Origin of the sequence: Shewanella sp. POL2 (genome assembly GCF_000282755.1) — a bacterium.
GTDB lineage: Bacteria > Pseudomonadota > Gammaproteobacteria > Enterobacterales > Shewanellaceae > Shewanella > Shewanella xiamenensis.
Window position 1 is genome coordinate 72,223 of record NZ_AKZL01000013.1, and the last position, 6,659, is coordinate 78,881.

6 protein-coding genes are annotated in these 6,659 nt (G+C 45.7%); 4 read left to right on the forward strand and 2 right to left on the reverse strand.

All coding sequences use genetic code 11. From position 1 onward, the window contains the following. The first annotated feature begins 15 nt into the window (after nucleotides 1-15). The 3 genes from SHEWPOL2_RS05360 to SHEWPOL2_RS05370 all read left to right on the forward strand — a co-directional run bounded on the left by SHEWPOL2_RS05360 (nucleotide 16) and on the right by SHEWPOL2_RS05370 (nucleotide 3,366). A complete protein-coding gene (locus SHEWPOL2_RS05360; protein WP_037426795.1) occupies nucleotides 16-1,878 on the forward strand; it encodes a DUF294 nucleotidyltransferase-like domain-containing protein in 1,863 nt (620 codons plus the stop codon). After that, nucleotides 1,878-2,555 (forward strand): exonuclease domain-containing protein, encoded by a 678-nt coding sequence (locus tag SHEWPOL2_RS05365; RefSeq protein ID WP_037426798.1) that lies wholly within the window; start codon nucleotides 1,878-1,880, stop codon nucleotides 2,553-2,555. Before SHEWPOL2_RS05360 ends, SHEWPOL2_RS05365 begins: the two co-directional genes overlap by 1 nt. A 211-nt stretch (nucleotides 2,556-2,766) precedes the next feature. After that, nucleotides 2,767-3,366 (forward strand): lecithin retinol acyltransferase family protein, encoded by a 600-nt coding sequence (locus SHEWPOL2_RS05370; protein ID WP_037426800.1) that lies wholly within the window; start codon nucleotides 2,767-2,769, stop codon nucleotides 3,364-3,366. Nucleotides 3,367-3,400: 34 nt separating this feature from the next. On the opposite strand, the gene SHEWPOL2_RS05375 is transcribed toward SHEWPOL2_RS05370, so the two are convergent. Next, a complete protein-coding gene (locus SHEWPOL2_RS05375; RefSeq protein ID WP_037419932.1) occupies nucleotides 3,401-4,465 on the reverse strand; it encodes a ketoacyl-ACP synthase III in 1,065 nt (354 codons plus the stop codon). Between the two features lie 92 nt (nucleotides 4,466-4,557). Then, complete coding sequence (locus SHEWPOL2_RS05380) at nucleotides 4,558-5,229, reverse strand: GntR family transcriptional regulator (RefSeq protein WP_037419935.1); 672 nt, start codon at nucleotides 5,227-5,229, stop codon at nucleotides 4,558-4,560. A gap of 316 nt (nucleotides 5,230-5,545) precedes the next feature. Between SHEWPOL2_RS05380 and gmhB the strand changes: the two genes are divergently transcribed. Beyond that, on the forward strand, nucleotides 5,546-6,097 hold the full coding sequence (gene gmhB / locus SHEWPOL2_RS05385) for a D-glycero-beta-D-manno-heptose 1,7-bisphosphate 7-phosphatase (RefSeq protein ID WP_037426804.1): 552 nt from the start codon (nucleotides 5,546-5,548) through the stop codon (nucleotides 6,095-6,097). The last annotated feature ends 562 nt before the right edge of the window (nucleotides 6,098-6,659 follow it).

The following is a 6,659-nucleotide window of genomic DNA, read 5'->3' on the forward strand; positions in this document are numbered from 1 at the left end:
AAATAAGGTGTTGCTATGAACGCCAGCGAATTACAACCCGTTGTGCAGTTTTTAACGTCTACAGCTCCCTTTGATACTTTGCCTGACGAAACCATTCGCCATTGTGCTAAGTCAGTCATCGTCGGGTATTACAGTAAAGCCTCAGGGTTTGTGACCTTTGATGCCGATGCGCCGAAATTGTATTTGGTCCGCAGCGGTGCCTTTGAGGTGCGCGATCCCGAAGGGGTATTAGTGGATAGAGTCGCCGAAGGGGAGTTTTTTGGTTTTTCGACGCTATTGTCAGGGGAGAAGGTAGTGAATCGGGTCGCCATTCTTGAAGACAGTTTGGTATACCACTTACCACAGGCATTATTCGATCAACTACGAAGTGAGAGTAGGCACTTTGATAAATTTTTTACCCGTGCTTTTGCCAAACGGTTACGCCATGAAGCGCGTTTTAAGGCTAAAGATCTGACGACCACCAGTCGTATTAGTACCTTAATGTCATCTTCACCGATTATGATCGACGCCCACGCAAGTGTAACGCAAGCAGCCCTTTTGATGCGTAACTCGCGGGTATCGTCTTTACTCGTCACCGATAATCGTAAGCTGGTGGGGATTTTAACCGATAAAGATTTACGCAATCGAGTGCTCGCCGCAGGGCTTGATGGCCGAATTGCCGTGCATCAAGCCATGACGACTTCACCGATTTCGATTTCATCGAATGCCTTGATCTTTGAAGCTATGCTATTGATGAGTGAACATAATATTCACCATCTGCCGATTATTGATGAGCAAAATAGCGAGGAAGTGAAAGCCATTGGCATGGTGACCAGTACCGACATTTTACGCGGTCAAGGTTCGCAGCCATTACTCCTCATTGGTGAAATCGAGCGCCAACGTGATCTCGCAAGTCTCATTAGTGTTAGTAAACAAATCCCCTTGTTATTGCAAAATTTAATCAGTGCTGATGCACGGGCTGAGGAGATTGGTCGCGTGCTGACCTCGGTCACCGATGCCTTAACCCGGCGCTTGATTGTGCTAAATCAGCAAATTCTCGGTGAGGCGCCGATGGCGTTTTGTTGGTTAGCCTTTGGCTCGCAGGGGCGGCAAGACCAAGCCGCCTGTTCGGATCAAGATAACGGCTTGCTGGTGGCCGAGGAAATGGATGATTATGCGAAAGGGTATTTCGATGCGTTAACCCATGCGGTTTGTGCAGGGCTTGATCAATGTGGTTATGCGTTTTGCCCTGGTAATATCATGGCGCAAAATCCCAAGTGGCGTATGTCGCTCAAAGAATGGCAGCAGGTTTTTGAAAAGTGGGTTGTCACGCCAGAGCCTAAGGCATTGATGCATGCAAGTATTTTCTTCGATATGCGTTCGGTATTTGGTCCATTATCATTATTTGATGCATTGCAGGATAAGGTGTTGGCACAGACCAAAGACAACGATATTTTTCTCGCGGGTTTGACTGGCAATTCCTTAATCGAGTCTCCGCCCTTAGGATTCTTTCGAAAATTTGTGTTAGAGCGCGATGGCAGTGAGGTAAAAGGCATTGATTTAAAGCATAAAGGTAATGCTTTGATCAATGATATTGCTCGCGTATATGCCTTGTCTGCGGGCATTAAAGAAGTGAATACCGCCAAACGCATTCGGGCACTGATGGACGCTAATATTCTTAATCGTAAGGATGCGCTTAACTTAGCCGATGCCCATGAGTTTATCGCCCATATGCGGTTATCAAACCAAGGTTATCAACATACGCAGGGACTTGAGATTAGTAACTATCTGTTACCCGCACATTTATCTTCTTTAGTTCGGCATCAATTACGGGATGCCTTCAAGGTGGTTCATGACGCCCAGTCGGGCATGAAGATGAAATTTATGCGGAGCTTTTAATGGGCGCTTGGTTGATTAATGCTAAGTTGCAATGGCGAGCACTGCGCTGTCAGCATCAATTATTTAAGGATTATTATCAGTCCTTAATCCCGCTGATGGCGCTGCCCATCAATCGTGCTCCCTTGATGGCGATGGATTTGGAGATGACAGGGTTAGATCCCCTTCAGGATCAAATCTTAAGCATTGGCTTAGTCCCCATTGAAAATGGAGTGATCCCCCTTGGTGAGGCGCAGCAAAAATTAGTGCGAATTAAGGGCAGTGTCGGCCAAAGTGCGACGATTCATGGGATTCTCGACAACCATTTAATCCAAGCGGTGAGCATTGAGGAGGCTATGGCATGGTTTATTACTCAAACCCGTGGCCGAGTATTAGTTGCCCATCACTCCCCACTGGATTGTCGTTTTTTACAACAAGATATATTGGCTATCTACCATCAAGCCGTTTTACTCCCCGCTATAGATACCTTAGTACTTGAGAAACAGCGGTTATTACGTGAGCATTCGGTACTTAAAGAAGGAAGTCTAAGGCTTGGAGCCTGTCGAGAGCGTTATCACTTACCGATTTACGGTGCCCATAGTGCATTAACCGATGCATTAGCCTGTGCGGAGTTATTATTAGCACAAGTGGCGGCCATGGGGGGAGGTGCAGATATTTCGGTCGGGGATTTACTGACCTAATCACGTTAAGCCACTTCATTCGCGATATTTTCTGGAACAGAAGGCTTTTCATATTTGATTAATGACTCATTAGCTACACTCATTACGAGTGAGGCATTTGCGATTGGTTAACTTATACGGTGATTGGTTGCTCTCGCCAAGTTGTGTTGAGCAAGTGGTGCACGAGAGTATTACTGCGTGGTTTGGAGTGTTAAGCGAATAGGAGAAGATCATGCCACTACCGTTACTATGGATTGGCGGTGCAGCGATGGGCGCATTGATGCTCGCCGATGAACGCGAAAAGCGACAACAGCTTGAACGCAATCGACTATTAGGCAGCGTTCCTCGCCAAGTAAGCACAAAGCAGGCGATGATTACTGCGCCGAGCCAATGGCAAAAGGGTTTTAAGCAAGTCACGCCACAACCTGGGAGTATCGTTTGTTGTTATGTGTTTGGAGTGATTGAGCATACAGGGATTTGGTTAGCGGGAGATTGCATTGTGGAGTTACATGGCTCTGGGCTTGTTCGAGCCGTATCAGTAAAGCGATTTTTAGCGGGCCGAACAGGTAGCCAAATTTTTATTGCCTGTAATCATCAACATCAACCGCTTATCGCCAATACCATTGTTAATCGGGCCGAGCGGGCGATTTATCAGTACCGTGAATATGACCTGTTTGACAATAATTGCCACCGATTTGTGTGGTCATGTTTGTGCGGTGAGGAACGAGCGATTAAAAGCTTTAACGAGCTAAATCAAAAACTCGCAGCTTATTTTGCGCAGGGGATTTACTGGGATGAAATGCATTTTGCATCAGCGCTTACAGATATATAAAGGCCATCCAATGATGGCCTTTATATGCATAAACTTACTTACAGAAATAGTCTACAGCGCGTTTTACCAACTCGATTCCACTTTGATCGCAAGGCGGTAATTGGGCATCACTGATTTGCACTGGCGTGACACGTTCACCCCATTGCAATAGCAATGCAGCAGAGGTTAATCCCGCACCAAAGGCGCAAGAAAGAATGGTTTGGTTCGGTTTAATTAACCCTTTTTCGAGTGCATCACAAATCGCGATTGGAATCGTTGCCGCCGATGTATTGCCATAGTTAGCAATATTCACAAAGGCTTTTTCTTTAGGGATCTTCATGCGGCTAACGAGGGTATCAATAATGCGCTCGTTCGCTTGATGTGGGATCACTAAATCAACTTCATCCTTATCGACGCCGCATTTTTCAAGCACTTGAGTGCTTAGCTTATTCATACCATTAATGGCGCGTTTAAAAATTTCTTGGCCATCAAATTGGATGTAAAAGTCTAATGATTCGGCGGAGAATCGATCCATCGCGGTACCGAAACCCGCTTTGAGGATGTCTCGGCCATCGGGATCATTATTCAGCTCATAGCCTAATACGCCACCAGGGATATCGGTCGCTTCCACGACAACTGCGCCCGCGCCATCACCAAACAATACGGCGGTTTCACGGCGAGACCAATCGAGGTAGAAAGATAAGCGTTCGGCGCCCACAACGAGGACTTTCTTGCATTGACCACTCTTGATCTGTGAGCTCGCTAAACCTAAGCCGTACAAAAAACCACTGCAGGCGGCGTTGATATCAAAGGCTGCGCAGCTTGCACCAATATTGGCCTGCACTGTTGAGGCTATATTGGGGATCAAAGTATCTGGGCTAGCGCTGGCTAAAATGATCATATCAATTTCGCTGCCCTCAATCCCAGCCGCTGCAAGCGCACGCTTGGCGGCAACTGAGGCTAATTCCGAGGTGTTCACATGGCTGATATGACGTTGACTGATCCCTGTGCGTGATTTAATCCATTCATCGGATGTTTCGATAAAAGTGGCAAGATCATCGTTAGTCAAAGTGGCGGGTGGAACACATTTTCCCCAGCCAGTGATTGTGGCGTACTGCATGGTGTTTTCTCTCAAATAAAAAAGGCAGAACCTTTAGTGCTGCCTCAAATCGACAACAAAGCTTATCGGTATAACGAATGACAGTCCGTGATCTATACCACCTGTTTGGCGACCAGATCCCGAATTGTCATTGCGGCATGCAAAATATGATGTCGCAGTAACGCCGTGGCTTTCTCTGTTTCTCTTTGCTTACAATAATTGAGCAGTTCGCGGTGCTCGTGCTCTGCTGCGGGAATGCCTCCTGCGAGCAGTAATTGCAAACGAATATATCTATCGCAGTTGGTATTGAGGCCATGCACGACCTCTAGCGTATGTGGGCGATTGGCGGCTTGGTATAAACAGGTATGAAACTGTGTATTTAGCTCGCTCCAACTGGCGACGGCATCTTCATGTTTAAAGGCTGATTCCAATTGTTCTAATACGCGTTCAGCTCTTATTAAATCTTCTTCTTGAAGTCGTGGAATGGCTTTGGCGAGCAGATCCGTCTCGATCATGGCGCGCAACTCAAACAGCTCGGTCACTTGTTCAACGGATAATTCAGTCGCCGTTGCCCCTTTATGGGGTTCGAATTTTACCAGCCCTTCAGCTTCAAGTTGCAGCAAGGCTTCTCTTACCGGAATGCGGCTAACATTCAATGCTTCGGCTAGTGCGCTTTGTCTGAGTGGTTCTCCTGCGGCTATATCACCCGAAAGTATTTTCTCTCTGAGCACCTCTACAACTAACTGGGTGCGGGTTTTATGGACTATAGGCGTAGTTCGACTCATTATGACCGTCTATTTTTAGGTGTTTTATTGTTATCCGTGCAAGATTACCGTTAAAAACAGCACAAATAAAGGGAAAGCTCGATTGAGCTGCGTATCGACTAGATGGCAAAAACAATTATTCGCGGACGAATTCGCCCTTAAAGATGTGTTAATCGACCATTTATAGGCGTTACTATCGCAAATGAATTGTCAGAATATGAATCAAGCTCAAATTGCCAAGTGGTATCCGTCAACTTCGCGGTGCAATTTCTTGCAATGGATGGAATAATAGTAAAATTACGCATTAAGCGCTGTTTTTTGTGAGTGGAGTAGTACTGTGAGTGCAGTCAATCGAGCTGTTTTTTTGGACCGTGATGGTGTGATCAACAAAGATCATGGTTATGTGCATCAGGTAGATGACTTTGAATATATTGAAGGCGTATTTGAGGCGTGCCTTGCATTAAAGCAAATGGGATACAAATTGGTGGTGGTCACTAATCAGTCGGGAATTGCCCGTGGCATGTATACCGAAGACCAATTCCACAGTCTCACCGAATGGATGGATTGGAACTTTGCCGATAAAGGTGTCGACCTCGATGGTATCTATTATTGCCCGCACCATAACGAAAAAGGGATTGGTGAATATAAAGTCGATTGCGACTGTCGCAAACCCAAACCAGGAATGTTACTCGACGCGGCAAAATTTTTGAAAATCGATTTGTCCCAATCTGTGATGGTAGGAGATAAAGCCGACGATATGCTCGCGGCCAAAGCTGCAGGGGTGCCGACACGTATCCTCGTCCGTACTGGTAAAGCCATTGCTAATGATAGCGAGGCGTCTGTGGTGCTCGATAGCATTGCCGATGTACCGGGTTTTTTAAAGAAATAGCCTATTCTTGCAACTTAAAGCGTGCATCAATCTATTTGAACCGTGAGATTGAACTTGAAGCGCGAGCTTAACAATAAAAAGTGCGGTATTGGCTTTATCGTTTTGCTTAGTGACCGATGCTAACGGCGTTATCAGGCGATAAAGATAGCCAACGTGATGGAAATTACAGCGAATTAGGCGCTAAAACCTAGGTTTGGTTTAAAAAATGCGCATTCACATCGCTTTTTCTAATTATTTTGCCTAAAGGGGTTGCAGTAAAATCTGACATCCATATAATGCGCATCCACTGGCCCAGCGGGGTCAACGGTGAAAGCCAAAAGCGCTAAATGCTTAAGGTAAATAACCACGCTCTTTAATAATTTATCAAGCAAATCTGTGTGGACACTCACAGGTGTTGAGTTAATCGAAATTACTCTGCCGTTTGGCGAGTAATCAAAGAATTAAATCAATGAATGAGTGTTCATAGCAATATGTACATACAGTAATGTATGAATTGAAACGCGATGCTTCTTAGTGAGCAAAGCGAATCAAAACAGTAGAATTCATTGAGTCGTTTCTTCGG